At 55.8% G+C, this 13,767-nt stretch carries 20 protein-coding genes; 9 read left to right on the forward strand and 11 right to left on the reverse strand.

All coding sequences use genetic code 11. The annotated features are described in order from the left end of the window. The first annotated feature begins 2 nt into the window (after positions 1–2). Entirely contained in the window at positions 3–884 is an 882-nt protein-coding gene (locus tag ACT2B1_RS20910; RefSeq protein WP_481669108.1) for a cation diffusion facilitator family transporter, read from the forward strand. 159 nt (positions 885–1,043) lie between these two features. Next, positions 1,044–1,880, forward strand: a complete 837-nt coding sequence (locus ACT2B1_RS20915) for a hypothetical protein (protein ID WP_481669109.1) — start codon at positions 1,044–1,046, stop codon at positions 1,878–1,880. A gap of 75 nt (positions 1,881–1,955) precedes the next feature. On the opposite strand, the gene ACT2B1_RS20920 is transcribed toward ACT2B1_RS20915, so the two are convergent. The 3 genes from ACT2B1_RS20920 to ACT2B1_RS20930 all read right to left on the reverse strand — a co-directional run bounded on the left by ACT2B1_RS20920 (position 1,956) and on the right by ACT2B1_RS20930 (position 4,430). Beyond that, on the reverse strand, positions 1,956–2,603 hold the full coding sequence (locus ACT2B1_RS20920) for a response regulator (RefSeq protein ID WP_481669110.1): 648 nt from the start codon (positions 2,601–2,603) through the stop codon (positions 1,956–1,958). Beyond that, positions 2,600–4,003, reverse strand: a complete 1,404-nt coding sequence (locus tag ACT2B1_RS20925) for a sensor histidine kinase (RefSeq protein WP_481669111.1) — start codon at positions 4,001–4,003, stop codon at positions 2,600–2,602. The genes ACT2B1_RS20920 and ACT2B1_RS20925 overlap by 4 nt, the downstream gene beginning before the upstream one ends. A gap of 103 nt (positions 4,004–4,106) precedes the next feature. Next, entirely contained in the window at positions 4,107–4,430 is a 324-nt protein-coding gene (locus ACT2B1_RS20930) for a MerR family DNA-binding protein (RefSeq protein ID WP_481669260.1), read from the reverse strand. Between the two features lie 174 nt (positions 4,431–4,604). On the opposite strand from ACT2B1_RS20930, the gene ACT2B1_RS20935 reads away from it, so the two are divergent. Both ACT2B1_RS20935 and ACT2B1_RS20940 read left to right on the forward strand, forming a co-directional pair. Further along, positions 4,605–4,928: a hypothetical protein gene (locus ACT2B1_RS20935; RefSeq protein WP_481669112.1), complete on the forward strand. Its 324-nt coding sequence runs from the start codon at positions 4,605–4,607 to the stop codon at positions 4,926–4,928. A 4-nt stretch (positions 4,929–4,932) separates the two neighbouring features. After that, positions 4,933–5,151, forward strand: coding sequence for a GDCCVxC domain-containing (seleno)protein (locus tag ACT2B1_RS20940; protein WP_481669113.1), 219 nt, complete (start codon positions 4,933–4,935; stop codon positions 5,149–5,151). Positions 5,152–5,429: 278 nt separating this feature from the next. Here ACT2B1_RS20940 and ACT2B1_RS20945 read toward each other — a convergent pair whose 3' ends face one another. From ACT2B1_RS20945 to ACT2B1_RS20975, 7 genes are all read right to left on the reverse strand, one after another. Continuing rightward, complete coding sequence (locus ACT2B1_RS20945) at positions 5,430–5,612, reverse strand: hypothetical protein (protein ID WP_010442287.1); 183 nt, start codon at positions 5,610–5,612, stop codon at positions 5,430–5,432. 19 nt (positions 5,613–5,631) lie between these two features. Next, positions 5,632–6,651 carry a protease modulator HflC gene (hflC, locus tag ACT2B1_RS20950; protein ID WP_010442286.1) on the reverse strand — a complete coding sequence of 340 codons (1,020 nt, stop codon included), beginning with the start codon at positions 6,649–6,651 and terminating at the stop codon, positions 5,632–5,634. Beyond that, positions 6,648–7,715 carry an FtsH protease activity modulator HflK gene (hflK, locus tag ACT2B1_RS20955; RefSeq protein ID WP_481669114.1) on the reverse strand — a complete coding sequence of 356 codons (1,068 nt, stop codon included), beginning with the start codon at positions 7,713–7,715 and terminating at the stop codon, positions 6,648–6,650. Before hflK ends, hflC begins: the two co-directional genes overlap by 4 nt. A 75-nt stretch (positions 7,716–7,790) precedes the next feature. Next, positions 7,791–8,282, reverse strand: coding sequence for a BTB/POZ domain-containing protein (locus ACT2B1_RS20960; protein ID WP_481669115.1), 492 nt, complete (start codon positions 8,280–8,282; stop codon positions 7,791–7,793). Positions 8,283–8,298: 16 nt separating this feature from the next. Next, entirely contained in the window at positions 8,299–8,769 is a 471-nt protein-coding gene (locus tag ACT2B1_RS20965) for a hypothetical protein (protein ID WP_010442283.1), read from the reverse strand. After that, a complete protein-coding gene (locus tag ACT2B1_RS20970) occupies positions 8,766–9,152 on the reverse strand; it encodes a hypothetical protein (protein ID WP_010442282.1) in 387 nt (128 codons plus the stop codon). Before ACT2B1_RS20970 ends, ACT2B1_RS20965 begins: the two co-directional genes overlap by 4 nt. 38 nt (positions 9,153–9,190) lie before the next feature. Beyond that, positions 9,191–9,457, reverse strand: coding sequence for a hypothetical protein (locus tag ACT2B1_RS20975; protein ID WP_481669116.1), 267 nt, complete (start codon positions 9,455–9,457; stop codon positions 9,191–9,193). A 349-nt stretch (positions 9,458–9,806) separates the two neighbouring features. Between ACT2B1_RS20975 and ACT2B1_RS20980 the strand changes: the two genes are divergently transcribed. The 3 genes from ACT2B1_RS20980 (at position 9,807) to ACT2B1_RS20990 (ending at position 11,134) form a co-directional block, all read left to right on the forward strand. After that, positions 9,807–10,226, forward strand: coding sequence for a hypothetical protein (locus tag ACT2B1_RS20980; RefSeq protein WP_010442279.1), 420 nt, complete (start codon positions 9,807–9,809; stop codon positions 10,224–10,226). Further along, the gene (locus ACT2B1_RS20985; protein WP_299900798.1) at positions 10,223–10,621 is read left to right on the forward strand and encodes a hypothetical protein; all 399 of its coding nucleotides are present in this window, start codon (positions 10,223–10,225) and stop codon (positions 10,619–10,621) included. Before ACT2B1_RS20980 ends, ACT2B1_RS20985 begins: the two co-directional genes overlap by 4 nt. A gap of 324 nt (positions 10,622–10,945) precedes the next feature. After that, positions 10,946–11,134, forward strand: a complete 189-nt coding sequence (locus ACT2B1_RS20990) for a hypothetical protein (protein ID WP_010442277.1) — start codon at positions 10,946–10,948, stop codon at positions 11,132–11,134. Positions 11,135–11,212: 78 nt separating this feature from the next. On the opposite strand, the gene ACT2B1_RS20995 is transcribed toward ACT2B1_RS20990, so the two are convergent. Continuing rightward, positions 11,213–11,947: a Crp/Fnr family transcriptional regulator gene (locus ACT2B1_RS20995; RefSeq protein ID WP_353392069.1), complete on the reverse strand. Its 735-nt coding sequence runs from the start codon at positions 11,945–11,947 to the stop codon at positions 11,213–11,215. A 154-nt stretch (positions 11,948–12,101) separates the two neighbouring features. On the opposite strand from ACT2B1_RS20995, the gene ACT2B1_RS21000 reads away from it, so the two are divergent. Together ACT2B1_RS21000 and ACT2B1_RS21005 are read left to right on the forward strand one after the other, a co-directional pair. Beyond that, positions 12,102–12,344 (forward strand): hypothetical protein, encoded by a 243-nt coding sequence (locus tag ACT2B1_RS21000; RefSeq protein ID WP_010442275.1) that lies wholly within the window; start codon positions 12,102–12,104, stop codon positions 12,342–12,344. Then, the gene (locus ACT2B1_RS21005) at positions 12,341–13,606 is read left to right on the forward strand and encodes a fatty acid desaturase (RefSeq protein ID WP_010442274.1); all 1,266 of its coding nucleotides are present in this window, start codon (positions 12,341–12,343) and stop codon (positions 13,604–13,606) included. Before ACT2B1_RS21000 ends, ACT2B1_RS21005 begins: the two co-directional genes overlap by 4 nt. Positions 13,607–13,767 lie beyond the last annotated feature (161 nt).

The following is a 13,767-nucleotide window of genomic DNA, read 5'->3' on the forward strand; positions in this document are numbered from 1 at the left end:
AAATGACACAAAAATTCGCTCTTTGGTCCATTCCCATATCCATTGCGGTACTGGCCCTGAAACTGCTGGCTTGGTGGCTGACAGGCTCGGTGGCCTTGTTGTCGGACGCAATGGAATCCACCGTGAATGTCGTTGCGGCGTTGCTGGCATATTTTGCGGTTCGAGTTGCCAATATGCCCCCTGATGAAAACCACCCCTTTGGTCACAAAAAAGCCGAGTATATTTCCGCCGTCGTCGAAGGCGCACTGATTGTGCTGGCAGCGTTCTTGATCATCAGAGAAGCCGTACTGGCGCTCCCGAACCCGCATCTTGAGGATGCGCCGCTTCTTGGAATCGTCGTCAATGTCATTGCAACGGGTGTGAATGGCGCATGGGCTTACCTATTGCTCAAAATTGGCAGGCGCGAGGGTTCGCCTGCATTGGAGGCGAGCTCCCGACACATTTTCACAGATGTTATGACCTCAGTTGGTGTCATCGCAGGTCTGATACTTGCACTTGTCACCGGCTGGCTGATCCTCGATCCGATCCTAGCAATTCTTGTTGCACTGAACATCTTGTGGGAGGGCTGGAAAGTTATTCGGGCGTCCGTCGATGGCCTGATGGATGTGACACTTTCGGACCATGACTTGCAGACTGTTTCCAACGCAATCGAAGCAAATCTCGGCGCGGCCTTGGAGTACCACGACCTCAAAGGGCGCAGATCCGCAAATGTCATCTTCGTGGAGTTTCATCTTGTTGTGGACGGCACAATGCCAGTCAGCGCGGCGCACGATATATGCAATGACATCGAGGAAGAATTGGATCGTTTGTATCCGGGTTCCGTCTTTGTCATTCACCTCGAACCTGATGACGAGTTGAAGGGTGACGGGGTTAACTCCCATTAAACTTGTCATTTGGTTCTACAAAAACACAATCGGCTTGACTGATCTGATTAAGACGTTCGGCTTGAAATTCGTCAGACCTAAGCCCGATGTGGGAAAGCCAAACCAGAAGTAACCTGTCTCCAACGTCACGAAGCGTGATGCTCAGAATTGGAGGCGAAAATGAAAATTCAAAGAAAGCTGGGTCAACTTCTTAGTACAGCGGCGTTGGCTTCGTTGATTGCGGCGACGCCTTATGTGCCAGTGTTTGATGCCGATGGTCGCCTACAATTTGAACCGTCATATGCCTTTGCCAAGAGCGGCAAGGGGAAAGACGGGGATGGTCGCGACGATGATCGGGATGATGATCGTGACGACGACAGAGATGATGACCGGGACGACAACTCGGGGTCGGGTAATAGCGGCCGTGGTGGTGACCGGGACGATGATCGTGATGACGATAGAGACGATGACCGGGACGACAATTCGGGATCAGGCAAAGGTGGTCGCGACGATGATGACGACGATGACGATGACGATGATGATGACTCCAAACGCTCCAATAGAGGCAGTGGAAAGAAGGATCGGCCTCAAGCAGGGGGTAAACCGTCGGGTTCGGCCGGGATAACAAAGGTCGAAACAAACGCTAACGGCATTGAAGTACGTTACGCCGACGGAACCAAGGAGGAGATCGAAAACGGGCGGTATGAGAGAAAGAATGCTCAGAACCGAACTGTTGAGGAGCGCCCTGCGACCGGTGCTGACGTCTCAAGGCTTCGGTCTTTGGCGAATGGTATCTCAATCGACAGCGTGCGCTCTACTGGGCAAGGCGGCACTGCTGGAAGTCGACCTACGAAAATTGAACGCCAGGGCAACAATATCGAAGTAAACTATGCCAATGGTTGGAAAGAGGAGATCGAGTTTGGGCGCTACGAGTTGAAAGACCCGTACAACCGGACTGTTGTTGAGAGGAACGCGACGGCCTCTGATCGCCGAAGGTTGCAGTCGGTTGCCAACTGAACAGCAACTCCAGGCGATAATCCGTTGGCGGCTTCTTGTAGAGAGGGGCCGCCATCTTCGTACTAGAGACCGCAGTTAATCTCCCTTGTTCCAAACATCATGGGCAATAAGCGCGGCCTCTACCCGATTTCGCGCATGAAGCTTGGACAGGATTGCCGTCATGTAGTGCTTCACGGTCTTTTCCTGAAGGTCTAACTCGTCAGCGATTTCACGATTACTTAGTCCTTTGGCCACACGTCTAAGTATTTCTTCCTCACGATGCGTAAGGTCATCGAGAATGCTGCTGTTAATAGACATGCCGCTGTCAGCATTGATTTGAAGCAATACCCGCGAGGCCAAGCCTGGAGAAACGAACCCTTCACCTGCGGCGATGCTGCGTAAGGAAGCGGTTAGTTCGCTCGCGGTTACTCCCTTCACAATGTACCCAATCGCGCCCGCCTCCAGGGCGTCCGCGACATCTCTGCTGCTCTCCGAGACCGTCAAGATTGCAATGACGGGTGGATTTGCCATTGCCGCAATTGTACGTGTCGCGCTTATCCCGCCACCGGGCATAGAGAGGTCAAGAATAGCTATGTCCGGCTGATGCTTGCCGACCAGCGATACTGCCTCCTCAGCGTTGGACCCAGCGGCCAAAACTTCGAAACCATCAGCTTCATCCAACGTGCGTTGCAAACCATCCCTGAATATTGGGTGATCATCAGCTATTACGACAGATGTAGTCATGATGTGCCTAACTTTCTGGGAAAGAGTGTCATAGCAATGGTGGTGCCTTCGCCCGGTCTCGATGCGACTTCGAACCTGCCACCAATACTCTCGACCCGATCTCGCAAGCCCATAAGCCCCTGGCCACCATCGTCTCGCAACGCGGTTTCTTCTGACTTGTCAAAACCAGGTCCGTCGTCTTTGACCTGAACAACTATGCGGTCGTTCTGCGCCTCAGAGATAACAGTGCAATTGGAAGCTGGAGCATATCTTGCGGCATTGGAAAGCGTTTCTTGGAGGAACCGAAAAACGCACAGCTTGTCGGACAATGACAACTCTGGGGCCTGGCTACCCAGGAATGATATATCCGGTCGCAACGGGCTGTGTTCGGCATGATCCTCTACGGCTCTCTTCACAACATCGACGAGTGACAGGCTGTCGATGTCCGGAGCGGACAGCCCTCGCGATATTGCACGAATTTCAGCCAGAGATTTTTGCAAAGACTGCTGAATTTCCTCTGCCTCTTTAGGCTTTTTGGACTCTTTGGAAAACGCCGCTTCCAGTCTAAGGGCGGCGAGCGACAGGTATTGCGCAGGACCGTCATGTAGTTCGGCACCAAGCTTCTTGAGAAATCGATCTGTTTGCGTGGCATATCTTTCTGACGCCTCGACCACACGCGACCGCAGCAGCGCATTCTGCTCAGCCATCCTCTCACTTTCTGTCAGGCGCTGTTTAAGAAGAGCCCCCTGTCGTCGAATAGTTTTGTCGCCAATTGCAACGATGGAATACAGAACAATCATGCTTGCCAGAAATGCGGAGCCGACGACCAACCAACTTGTTCGCCTGGCCTTGGCTAAGTCTAACTCAAGCTGATCAGCTCTTTCGTAGAACTCCGCAACTGCAATGATTTCGCCTGACCAGAGTTCGCGGATGGGGCTGTAAACTTCAAGCAGTGGTATCCCCAATGCCGCCTCGGCGGCGCTCTCGGCATGATCAAGCTCTTCGAAAGAGCCGGAGATATCACCGCTCCACGCCCGCCTTAAGTCATCCGTTGGATTGAAACGGTTTCCGATGATGTTTGTATCAGAGGCATGTGCAATCACACCGCCTTGCTTCCAGAATTTGTAGGAGACAATGCGGTCGCGCATTGGCTGGGTCATGAAAATCTCGTCCAGCGCCAGGCTCGCCTGCTCTGAAAGATGGTCGCCATGTGCCAATTCCTGGCTGAGCGGGGATACCACGCTTTCCATATACAGCGCTGCGGAGTTGGCGGAGTTTTGGACGACTGCGTTCTGGATTCGATTTGACACCCAGACCCCGACAATTGCGGTAGCAGTGCCCATCACAACGATGCTGGCCGCAAAAAACACTCGCGACAACGACCAATTGCCAATCGTCAGGTCAGATACTTTCGCTCTCATCGTGAAATCGACTATGAACTACAATCTGTTACCGCACCACAGACCTTGGTCTGACGTGATCTGGCTAAACCTCAGACCCTGCGCTTCCACACAGTAGCCAGAGTCAAATATCATCCATCGTTCTCAGTCGTTGCAGCATCGGGCATTGAACGTTTCCGCTATCACAATTGGCCGTAAGCTCACTCAAGGCGTGCTCCAGGCGTCTGAGCTCACCAATTTTGCTTCGAACGCTGGCAATGTGTGCCTCGGCCAGTTCTTTCACTGATCGGCAGTCTTCGGCACTTCCTTCTGACAGCTTCAAAAACTCCTTTGCGTCTGAAAGAGGAAACCCCAGATCGCGGCATTTCTTCAAAAATCGAAGTCTTCCCACATCGCTTGCTGAATAGAGGCGACGATTATTCAGAGCTCGTGCCGGTCTTGGTACGATACCTTCGCGTTCCTAATAGCGGATGGTTTCTACTCCGACCCCGGATTGCCGGGAAGCCTCACCTATCGCAATCATGTGAAGTGTCCCCTCTTGATCCTGTAGTTACTACAGGAGTTATACGCTCTGAATGCCGGTGCCTCAACACAATCAAGTCGCCTACCCAAGGAGCGAGAGATGAAGAAGTATGTGACATTCAGCTACCTGGGATCGATTTCCGCTCTGGGGGTCGCGGCATGCTGTGTTCTTCCAATGGCCATGATGTTGCTCGGCTTGGGTGGCAGTTGGTTGGCGGTATTCGGAAAAATAGCGGCGGCAAACTACTATGTTCTCGCCATCTCAACAGCGCTGGTCGCGGTCTCGTGGTTCGTATCGCATCGAAACGGGACATTGGTAAATCTGAAATGGTGGCTTGTTGGAAGCACGGCGATTACCGCGTTGGCATGGGTCATCGTGTTCAACGAGGCACAAATCAACGATTATCTAATCATGCAGATGTGAGACAATGACAAAACAAACTGTGGTGCTCGATAGCACTTTGACCTGTCCTCGGTGTGGGCACGTTGAAACCGAGAAAATGCCAACTGACTCGTGCCAGTGGTTTTATGAATGCAAATCATGCAAGGCAGTCTTGAAACCGTTGGAAGGCGATTGCTGTGTTTTTTGTTCTTACGCAACTGTCCCGTGCCCGCCAATTCAGCTAGGTGACTGCTGTTGTGGATAAGCGGGTCGCAACCGCAGCATACGAGAGAGATGTTGAGTGTCCGCATTGGCTCGTCCGCCAAAGTTTGCAAAGTCTGGTTTCTGCGCATCGCTGACCTTAAAGCGCGTTGAAGCATTTTGTATTTTGGGCTCGCAGCGGACGTTCGCTGCACCTGGCGTGAACGACTGCTACGCGGACTAAACCGCCGTTGCCCTTCCGGGTGTTTGCCGGCGCAGCATCTGCTCGCAGGCGCGGCAAGTTCTTCGCTGCGTTGCAGCCGATGTCGCCAGACCGGCCATTCAATGACACGTCGATGCCCAAATCTCAAACCGCCCTTTCGCTGCAGTCAGGTCGGACAAACGAGACGCGGATGGAGTGGATGGCGTCTGCTCCCAAACGCCGCGTTTGCGGCAACGGGTGTCGGTCGCAATCTGGCGTTCGGCGCTTCGCGTTTCGTCTAAATCCACCGGTTCTTCCGTCATCTCTTTGTCCTCCGATTCATCAGCGTTCGGCCGCAGCCGTCAGGCCGGGAGGGGGAGGAGACGTACTCCCAGACGGCTCTCCGGCCTCCATTCCTCTCAGAAACCTGAAAAGTTCGCTATCGGTTGTCAGGACCAGCGTCGTTCCGCCTGAAATCATGTCCTTGTAGGCCTGCATTGTCCGGGTAAACGCATAGAATTCGGCTGCTTGGGCGTCGATGTTGTAGGCTTTTGCGTAGATCGCAGCCGCCGAGGCGTCAGCCACGCCGCGGATTTCCTCGACGGCGCGATACGCTTCGGATTGTATCTTGTTCAGATCGCGAACCCGGTTGCCGCGAATTCGTGCGGCTTCGCCATTGCCTTCGGAAAGAAAACGTTCAGCGATCTGGCGACGCTCGGAGATCATGCGGTCATAGATCTTCGGACGCACACTCTCATTGTAATTGATCCGCTTGAAACGGATATCGAGAAGCTCGATCCCAAATACACGAACCTTCTCTGAGGCGGCTGCGAAAATCTCCTGTTCTACAAGTGCGCGGCCTTTCTGGATAGGAACCAGAGAACCTATGTCCTGCGCACGCTCCTCATCGGTTAGAAGCGTGTCCCGCAGCGGGATCCGGCCTTTCGTAGTCCGGATAATCTCTATCAACTCGTGTTTGGCGACGGCATTGCGGGTTTCGCTGCCGAGAATATCGTCTAGTCGGGATTGCGCGCTGCGCTCATCGCGCAGCCGCAGGAAATATTGCAACGGGTCGGTGATTTTCCAGCGGGCGAAAAGATCGACGGAAATGTAGAGCTTGTCCTTGGTGGGCATGTCGGACGGATTGCCATCCCACTCAAGAACCCGGCGGTCGATCCGGTTGACTTCCTGAACGATGGGCAGCTTTAGCTTTAAACCGGCCGTTATAACTGGTTCTCCCACGGGTTTGCCGAATTGGGTGATAATGGCCTGTTCGACTTCGCCAACTGTGTAGAGGGAACCGGAGGCAATCACGCCAACTGCAGCCGCAATCCCTGCAATGAGACCCAGTCTGATGCTCATGACGGATCCTCCTGAAGCCTGTCGAGGTTCAAAAGCGGTAGGATGCTCGCAGTCGATCCTTCGACAATGATTTTTGACAGGATTGTGGGCAGAACATCCTGCAGTGTCTCTATGTATATCCGCCGCCTCGTGACCTCTGGTGCCTTGACGTATTCGGCCAAAAGCGCGGTGAACCGCGCGGCGTCGCCTTCCGCCTCGTTGATCCGTTTCAGGCGATAGCCGTCGGCCTCGCGGATCCGCTGATCTTTCTCGCCCTCGGCCAGCGGAATGACTTTGTTATATTCGCGGCGCGCCTCATTGATCAGGCGTTCCTTTTCCTGCTGGGCCTGGTTGACCTCATTAAACGACGCCTGAACGGGTCCCGGCGGGTTGATGTTTTTCAGCTGCACCTGGTCGATGCTGATGCCCATGGCGTATTTCGTGGACAGAGCCTGCATCTTAAAAAGTGCCTCGCTCTCGATCTCTTGCCGGCCGATGGTGATGACCTCGTCAACCGTGCGGTCTCCAACGACCTCGCGCATCACCAACTCAGAGACGTAACGCAAAGTCGCGCTTGGCTCGCGTACCTCGAACAGGAACTTCAGGGGGTCCGAGATCCGGTACTGCACCACCCATTCCACAAGCGCGGCGTTCAGATCTCCCGTGACCATTTCGGTTTCGCGCTGGCCGTCTGATGGGCTTTGGAAGGGATCACTCCTGCCCGGCGTGGTGAATCCGAATTCCTGCTTCAGCTGCCGTTTCACGGGCACCAGTGTGGCAACGTCGATGCCAAACGGGAATTTGAAATGCAGGCCAGGCGAAACCTCAGCAGTGTATTTGCCAAAACGCTGGACAACGGCGACCGAGTCGCTCGGGACTGTGTAATAAGAAGACCAGGCTGCAACCGCCGCCAAGACTATCGCTCCTGCAACCAGTACCCCTCTCAGAGGCGGCCGCCCTTCAGGGAGTAATCCGCTCAGGCGGTTGCGGCCTTGACGAAGAAGATCGTCAATCTCGGGAGGATTGCTCTTCTGTTTGCTTTGCCATGGCCCACGGTCTTCCGGGCCGCCGTTCTGGTCGGGCATATCGTTTTCTCCCTTGCTCGTGCGAACCGGCACCCGGCGCAGACCCTGGCGGTCGGCGGGGTGGATCCACGTGTCTTATTCCCCCTGTGTCGGCATTCCTTCGTTCTCCGCAGCCTGTATTGGTGAATTTTCCTGTGGCAACTTACCTGCTGGAGCCGCATCCGGCGCCTCTTTGTCCGTCTGGGATGCGCGCCCGCCCGCGTAGAGATGCCGAAGCTGCATCTCGGAAACACCGTCGGCCTCCATCACCAGCCGAACCATCGGGTCTGCGAGCATCTCTTCCAGGAAAAGTTCTGCCAGATCTTTTCCCGTCAGCTTGTCCTTTGCCAGGGCGTCATCGAGGTCCGCCAGTGAAACGGCCAAGGTTCTCGTCAGACCGGGGTGGGATGCCCGGGAATGCAGTCTCACCGCTACAGATGCTTTCCAGGCTTCAGGGTGCAGATGGTCGGGCGGTGAGGACAGTTCCGTTTCAATATCGTATTCTCCTGCCGGAAGCGTCTCGTCGAAGCCAGGCAAACTGAAGGGCCGGGTGAAAACCGCAATGGACTTTCTGACTAGCTCGTTCATAGGAGAAGTCCTTTCATCAAAGCGACAAGCGGGCCAAGGCTGCGGCCGCCAGAGCAATGCCCTTGTCGTGGTAGTCCCCGTGGAACACACCATCCACCTTGACCTCCCAGATCCCATTCCTCTCTCTGACACGGACACGATCAGCTTGCGCGGTTGGATAATAGGGGTGTGCCGAAGTTTGTCTTTTTTTCGGTTGGTGTAATGGCTTCTTGAGATCCCTGGAGCTCGCCGCCTTTGGCAATTGCGTTTCTCCAAGGGCCATCACGGCGCGAATGAACTCCTCCGCGTAATCATCCGCGTTCCGGTGGTCATGCTCGTGCCGCACCATGGCCATCGGCTCAACAAAACGCTTCTTCAGGTGCTCAAGGAAACGCGGTTCTGTGTGGGACATGTAAGCAATAAGCGACTGGAGAACCCGTTCATGGGCTAGAACGCGCCGTTCAAGATCGGTTGTTTCAGGCAGAGGTGGTGACATGGCGCTGCTCATCCTTCATTGATCGTGTTTTCCGGACGCTCCGGTGACTTGTTTACGTCAAGGGCTGCAAGGCAGGCGTGCGCGATGTCCCGGTTCGGGGTCTCTGTGCCTGGTACCGTCGCCCAGCCAGCCGCCATGAGGGCCTCTCGCTGCCGGAAGGTAGAGGCTGCCCGGATCGCCGCCATCTTGGCAGCCCGTTCCGGATCGGATCGGGCCATGTCCAGACAGACAGGCACCAATGCGGTGACAACATGTTCGCGGGCCATCGCCACGGACCTGTCGTTCGAGGTTCGGTCGGTTACCCAGCCGCCCCAAGAAAATCCAGCTACACTAACAAGTACCGCGCCGATGACGGCGCCGTAGAGGCCAGGTTTAAGCCATTCGGGAGTGTTCATTGTAGTTCCTCCAGCGGCAAAGCGCCGCCTCGCTATCTTCAGGTGTCATATTGAATGCCGCGGCCAAGTGCCGTTTCCAGGTCGGTCCAGGAAATTGGTCGCATTTCTGTTTGGCCCAGCGAACGCCCTTTGCCGTTTATGGTCAGGAAAATCGCTGTTCTTCGGTATTCCGTGAAACTCAGCGTCTCGATAAGTTCTTCCTCAACCAATACTTCGTATTCACCGGCAGGCAGCTCGTCCGAATATCCGGATAGGGTAAACGGGCGCGGGAAGGTCACGGTGGATCTGATTGAACGCAGCGCCATCTCCGGTCTCCGCGATGTATACGTGCCTTCCGCGCTGCAAGGGCTGCGGTATCCTGATTGCAGAGAGGTAGCCTGCATTTGCGGTCATCATACATTATCCCAGAACCGGGCGATGCGCGCTGACCCATGTTAGCGCCGCTGGGACCCGGGCCGTGCGAGCGAACCTTGGAGCTGCCCTGATGCTTGACTTCAGAGGTTTGGACACCGGCTGATCTGCGTCAGCGCATGCTCCAGGCGATGCGGGTATGATCAAAACAATCCGAAACATTTTGATCCTGCCAGAGGAGGCCCCGGTCATTCGGCACGTTCGCTCCCAAGATCCGAAAACATTGAAAAGGAGGAAACGGTGATGCCCGCAGGTGGCATTCTTTACCCGCATAGCCCTGAGTTCGATCGTTTTTTGCAGGCCTTCGTTGGTGAAGACCGGAAAGGCAATGCTGTTACGGTACTTTCGGCCCTTGCAAGGCTAAAACTCGAACCTTGGGAAGAGGCAGCCGCGCTTGCCGCTTTGGAGGAAAAGGCCGCTGGTTCGCGACTGGAGATGCTGTTGTCGCAATTCCGTGACGTGCCCGAACTCAAACAGGATAGCGGAACGCTCGCGCGGGAACTGACCCGTCTTCTTCCCAAACGACGTAAGCGTTTGAGGGCTGATTCTGGTGGTGTGGAAAACCGGCCGGCAAATTTTCCTGGATTGATATGGGCGGTACTGACGATCTTCTTTCTGATTGTGCAATTAATACTCGCTGGCACTCCGGGAACGGGCCAATGACCTTGGGCAAAGCACAGGACGGCGACCGCAGGCAGGGCGGCACGCCCGGTCTGGACAATGCGATCCTCTGGGATCTGGAGGCGCGACACTGGACCAGCGGCGCGGACAGCGCTCGCACGGTGACTGCAACAAATGCAGTGATGATACTTCCCTATCCGCCAGGCATCCTTCAGGGCGGACAGATCCTGGAGCATATGAAGAAAAACACGGGCTGGCGAACCGTGGAAATGAAAGACCGTAGCCAAATCAGGCAAGGAGCCATTGCCGTGCTCGCCTATCGCGTATTCGCTGAAAAGTCGGGTTCACCAATCTATGAGGCGCTCTGCGCGTCCACATATTTTCTGGACAACGGTCGGTGGCTGCGGCTGTCACATCAGCAAACCCCCACCACCTGACTCCAGCAGGATAAATCTTCACCTTGGGGCGAAACCTCTAACGAACTTATTGACATGTGAACCGGCCCCTGGGGTCTGGATTCAGGACCAGAACTTGACCACTACAGCCGATGCCCAAGCGGACAGTACAACTTTCGAGTGTCCCAGGCTAACCTGCGTCAGTGCAACGGAGCGGAGAAGATGAGTACATGGCTTCGTGCCTGCCGAATCTCCGGCGGCACTCATTTCCGAGCAAAATAGAAGCGCGTGAAGCGTGCGGTTCTTGAAACGGGCTGCACTGCCCAGCGTCTCCTATTCTCGGAATGTCCAGGAAAGGACATTCTAATGACGCCTGAACAAACCAATGTCACCGAGAAGATGACCTCGGTCAAAGCAGCTTGTGACAAAGCGCCTGCCGGTCCCAGAAAGGATCGGGCGCTGGAACACTACCAGGCTGCCGAGAAAGCGCACGCGGCGAAGAACTACGACGAGACGAACCGGGAACTCGACGCGGCTGCAGAAGAGATTATCTGACTGATCTCGTCTTATTACTGACTTATCTCGTCTTAGAAGAAAATCAGGCCGCCCAAGTTTAGCGAAGGGCGGCCTTCTTCATTTCAGAAGTGGGTCGGTCTGATCCAGATATGCCGGATCGAAACCCGAAAAGCCCACCAATCCGTCATAATTGTCGAACGTCACGCGGCCGTCCTGAAAGGTCAGCAGACCGCTTTCGCGAAGCTTCCGCAAAACACGGTTCACATGGACAGCACTTAGGCCGAGTGCATCAGCAAGATGATACTGTGTCAATGGGCAGGCGTACCCTTCCTTGCTCCCCATTCCGACCAACTTCAGCCTTGCCCCCAGTTCCAGAAGAAAATGCGCCATGCGCGCATCCGCGGACCGCCGACCAACTCCAACGAGATGCTCGACCACCATGGCTTCGTCCCGTGATGCTGCCCAAAGAAAGGCTGCCGCCAGGCGAGGGGTTTTCGTGAATGCATCCAGAAGGTCGTCCGCCAGAACCTCCACCGCCTGAATGTCCGTGACCGGCTCGAAACTGTGGTCGGAGGTGCGCAGCAGGACGCTGCGCAATCCAAGAAAATCCCCTGGTATCTGGAAGTCTACGATCTGTCGGGTTCCGTCCGGCTGAAGCTTGTAGGAACACACCCAGCCGGCGGCCAGAATGTAAGCGGCCTGATCAGACTGCCCCTGATGCACGAGATCACGCCCCGCCGTGAAGGACCGGCGGCGCAGATGCAAACGCTTCAAAACGTCCAATTCGTCGTCAGACAAGGCGACGAAGACTTGCAGCTTCCGTGTCAGCGGGCTTTCTAAGATATCCGTCATAAGGGCCTCTCAAGCCGGAAAAGCTCCAGACGCAATCGTGCGGAGACTGCTTTCGGTTAGCCCAGCTTAGCCTTTTTTCTGCGAAGATGCTGGTGAAAAGCGAGGCCGCCCGGTCGCGCGTAACTCTAAGCGTTACCTGGAAGGAAACCACAAAATGCTTAGCGAGAAGGACTTCCCGGGAGTGGCCGCCCTCTCGATCTGCGAAGCACTGCTGCTGGCTATGAACGATAACAAAGTCCTGCCTGAACACGAGATCGTGGGTATCCTGCGCGATGCGGCAAAGACACATGAGAACGCGGCTGGCACTGACAACGAGATAGAGGCGCACCTGGCCGTGGCGGCTCTGATCAACCGGATCATTGCTGGCGGGAACTCCGTTCGGAGGCCGCCGGGATGACATGCTCAATTGCACCGGGTTGGACATTGCCTATGCCGTTTTCGTCCAACTCGTACAAGGCACAGGGCCAACAGCCCGGTCATCAAGACATGCCAGTTGGCACATGCCACCAAGACGGCAGCGTCCAAACTGACATGTTGAAAGCCGGATCTGCCTCGACCGCGCGGCAAGCGCGGGTCCAGCCAGGTCCCTTGCCCGTCACGGGTGGGGCACCCGGCGCGGGATACCCCTCCGGTGTAACCGGTCCGAGACAGGAAGAGGCGCAGCTGACCGCATCAGACTGGACACGAACCCTGATGAAGTACCGGCAGCCAATCCCCTCCCGCAGCATTTTCGAACTGACGGTCACGCTCGTGCCTTTCGTGGCAATATGGGCGGTTGCCTGGTGGGTGCTCTCGATCAGCACCGTGTTGGCACTGGCTCTCGCGTTGGCGAATGCAGCCTTCCTGCTCCGGCTGTTCATAATCCAGCACGACTGCGGACATGGTTCCCTGTTCCGCGACCGGCGTCTGTGCGATTGGATCGGTCGCGTGATCGGCGTTATCACGCTGACGCCCTATGACGTCTGGCGCAAGACCCACGCGATCCACCACGCCACGAGCGGAAACCTGGACCGGAGGGGCATCGGAGACCTGCCGGTGCTGACAGTCAGAGAGTACCGCGGGAAGGGATGGCCCGGCCGTACGCTTTACCGCCTGTTACGCCATCCGGTTTTCCTGTTCGGGGTGGTGCCGTTTTACACGTTCTTTCTGCACAACCGGCTGCCCGTCCATCTGATGCGGTCCGGCTGGCGCTACTGGTTGAGTGCGATGGCGACAAACGCTGCCATAGGCCTCACTCTGACAGTGATTGTCTTGCTGGGCGGGTGGGAAGTACTGCTGTTCGTCTTCCTGCCGACGATGCTTCTGGCCGCAATAGCCGGCATGTGGTTTTTCTACATGCAGCATCAGTTTGAGAAAACCAGCTGGCGGCACGAGGAAGACTGGAACATCCGGGACGCGTCCCTTCACGGCAGTTCGCACTACGCTCTGCCCGGCATCCTGCGCTGGATCACCGGGAACATCGGAGTCCACCATGTGCATCATCTGGCCAGCCGCATCCCCTTTTACCGTTTGCACGACGTAGTCAAGGATCACGACGCCCTGGCGCAGACCAGACGCATTACGCTTTGGGAAAGCTTCCGCTGCGCGCGACTGCACCTTTGGGATGAGAAAAGCCGCAGATTGCTATCGTTTGCAGAGGCCCGGGCACTTCCCGTCTGAGCCTTGCGAAATATTGCCACTGGTCAGTGAATTGGCGCGTTGGATAGGAAACTGGGGGCACCTAAATAGGACATTTGTCGTTCCACGGACGGCCACGTCTGTGCCAGTTGGGTTTCTTTCTGAGCCAGTATTGTCGGGACAATTGGGCTGATTACTCAGTT

The sequence above is a fragment of the Ruegeria sp. S263 genome (assembly GCF_056780525.1).

What these genes read in the sequence shown, in the direction of transcription:
- ACT2B1_RS20935 (WP_481669112.1), top strand. Translation starts at nt 4,605, where the DNA reads ATGAAGAAGTATGTGACATTCAGCTACCTGGGATCGATTTCCGCTCTG.
- ACT2B1_RS20960 (WP_481669115.1), bottom strand. Translation starts at nt 8,282, where the DNA reads ATGAACGAGCTAGTCAGAAAGTCCATTGCGGTTTTCACCCGGCCCTTC.
- ACT2B1_RS20945 (WP_010442287.1), bottom strand. Translation starts at nt 5,612, where the DNA reads ATGACGGAAGAACCGGTGGATTTAGACGAAACGCGAAGCGCCGAACGC.
- ACT2B1_RS20920 (WP_481669110.1), bottom strand. Translation starts at nt 2,603, where the DNA reads ATGACTACATCTGTCGTAATAGCTGATGATCACCCAATATTCAGGGAT.
- ACT2B1_RS20915 (WP_481669109.1), top strand. Translation starts at nt 1,044, where the DNA reads ATGAAAATTCAAAGAAAGCTGGGTCAACTTCTTAGTACAGCGGCGTTG.
- ACT2B1_RS20985 (WP_299900798.1), top strand. Translation starts at nt 10,223, where the DNA reads ATGACCTTGGGCAAAGCACAGGACGGCGACCGCAGGCAGGGCGGCACG.
- ACT2B1_RS20980 (WP_010442279.1), top strand. Translation starts at nt 9,807, where the DNA reads ATGCCCGCAGGTGGCATTCTTTACCCGCATAGCCCTGAGTTCGATCGT.
- hflC (WP_010442286.1), bottom strand. Translation starts at nt 6,651, where the DNA reads ATGAGCATCAGACTGGGTCTCATTGCAGGGATTGCGGCTGCAGTTGGC.
- ACT2B1_RS21000 (WP_010442275.1), top strand. Translation starts at nt 12,102, where the DNA reads ATGCTTAGCGAGAAGGACTTCCCGGGAGTGGCCGCCCTCTCGATCTGC.
- ACT2B1_RS20970 (WP_010442282.1), bottom strand. Translation starts at nt 9,152, where the DNA reads ATGAACACTCCCGAATGGCTTAAACCTGGCCTCTACGGCGCCGTCATC.
- ACT2B1_RS20940 (WP_481669113.1), top strand. Translation starts at nt 4,933, where the DNA reads ATGACAAAACAAACTGTGGTGCTCGATAGCACTTTGACCTGTCCTCGG.
- ACT2B1_RS20965 (WP_010442283.1), bottom strand. Translation starts at nt 8,769, where the DNA reads ATGAGCAGCGCCATGTCACCACCTCTGCCTGAAACAACCGATCTTGAA.
- ACT2B1_RS20990 (WP_010442277.1), top strand. Translation starts at nt 10,946, where the DNA reads ATGACGCCTGAACAAACCAATGTCACCGAGAAGATGACCTCGGTCAAA.
- ACT2B1_RS20975 (WP_481669116.1), bottom strand. Translation starts at nt 9,457, where the DNA reads ATGGCGCTGCGTTCAATCAGATCCACCGTGACCTTCCCGCGCCCGTTT.
- ACT2B1_RS21005 (WP_010442274.1), top strand. Translation starts at nt 12,341, where the DNA reads ATGACATGCTCAATTGCACCGGGTTGGACATTGCCTATGCCGTTTTCG.
- ACT2B1_RS20910 (WP_481669108.1), top strand. Translation starts at nt 3, where the DNA reads ATGACACAAAAATTCGCTCTTTGGTCCATTCCCATATCCATTGCGGTA.
- hflK (WP_481669114.1), bottom strand. Translation starts at nt 7,715, where the DNA reads ATGCCCGACCAGAACGGCGGCCCGGAAGACCGTGGGCCATGGCAAAGC.
- ACT2B1_RS20925 (WP_481669111.1), bottom strand. Translation starts at nt 4,003, where the DNA reads ATGAGAGCGAAAGTATCTGACCTGACGATTGGCAATTGGTCGTTGTCG.
- ACT2B1_RS20995 (WP_353392069.1), bottom strand. Translation starts at nt 11,947, where the DNA reads ATGACGGATATCTTAGAAAGCCCGCTGACACGGAAGCTGCAAGTCTTC.